This is a genomic window from Methylobacterium sp. GXF4 (genome assembly GCF_000272495.1).
In the GTDB taxonomy this organism is placed as follows: domain Bacteria; phylum Pseudomonadota; class Alphaproteobacteria; order Rhizobiales; family Beijerinckiaceae; genus Methylobacterium; species Methylobacterium brachiatum.
This window is the reverse complement of record NZ_AKFK01000035.1, coordinates 1-1,229: the sequence shown is the minus strand read 5'-3', so window position 1 is coordinate 1,229 and position 1,229 is coordinate 1. Positions and strand designations below refer to the sequence as shown.

General features: G+C 61.3%; 1 protein-coding gene. It reads left to right on the top strand.

Annotated features, from left to right (window positions below):
• Window positions 1–159 precede the first annotated feature (159 nt).
• The gene (locus WYO_RS04070; protein WP_244424054.1) at window positions 160–1,143 is read left to right on the top strand and encodes a site-specific integrase; all 984 of its coding nucleotides are present in this window, start codon (window positions 160–162) and stop codon (window positions 1,141–1,143) included.
• Window positions 1,144–1,229 lie beyond the last annotated feature (86 nt).

Here is a 1,229-nt window from a genome sequence, read left to right as displayed (position 1 = left end):
CAATTTTTCGTTTTGACTCAGACTCTTGGCGTCGGCAGTCAACGGTGAGGGCATGTGGCGGGGGTCTACCGGCGGGGTGATGTCTGGTGGGTGAGGTTCCGGCGGGACGGAGTCCATGTCCGGCGGAGCGCTAGGACCGCGAAGAAGGCCGAGGCCCTGGTGTTCTTGGCCAAGTTGATGGAGGAGCATTCTCGTTCGGGTCGCGGTGAAGTTCGGCCACGATATCTCCTCACCGAAGCAGCCGAGCGGTTCTTCACCGAAGCCCGACTCAAGGATGGGACAGTCGAGACCTACCGCTACAACAGCCAGACTCTGAGCCGCATCCTAGGTCCGATACATCTCGATGAGATCGACCGACGCACGCTCGCAGACTTCATCTCCGCCCGTAAACGTACCGGGGTCGCTGATGCGACGATCCGGCGCGATCTGGCTTTCCTGGGCTCTATGTTCACGATGGCTGAGCGCTGGGGGTGGGTGGACACATCCCCGGTCACGAAGGCGGTCAAGAAGGTGCTGCGCGAGAGCCGTCCCCGGACGCGCTACCTGACGCACGAAGAGTTCAACCGACTGCACGAAGCCGCATCCGAACCTCTGCGGCCGATCTTGGTGCTCGCGGTTGAGACCGGCATGCGCAAGGCAGAGTTGCTCGGCCTGACGCTCACGAACATCGACCTCCAGCGTCGTGAGCTAAATTTGGAGAAGACGAAGGCAGGCCGTCCCCGGCAGGTCCCGCTGTCGCGAAAAGCGCTCACGGTGATCCGGGAGCTACTGGAGCGCCGCGCTCGACCGCAATCGGTCTTCCTCCTTCATGGACCGGGTGGCGATCGAGTCAGCGATCCGCGCAAGGCGTTCGTCGGTGCGTGTAGACGAGCGAACATCGAAAACTTCCGCTGGCACGATCTCCGACACACCTTCGCCTCGTGGTGGGTCCAGGGCGGCGGCGATCTCTATCGCTTAAGCCGAGTGCTCGGTCATTCGACGCTCCAGATGACGGCCCGGTACGGTCATCTGCGCACTGACGACCTTCATGAAGAACTCGAACGGGTGGCACAAAGCCGGTCACAGGGGCGCAAGATCTCCGAAGCCACCATGTCCCCGACTGTCACGGAGCCGCCGCCGAACCAGCCAGCTAAAGATTTGTAAAATCACCAGATCTTCGCTTGCCATATGATAGTGCGGACGGCCGGAGTCGAACCGGCATACCCCGTTAGGAGTGCAAGATTTTAAGT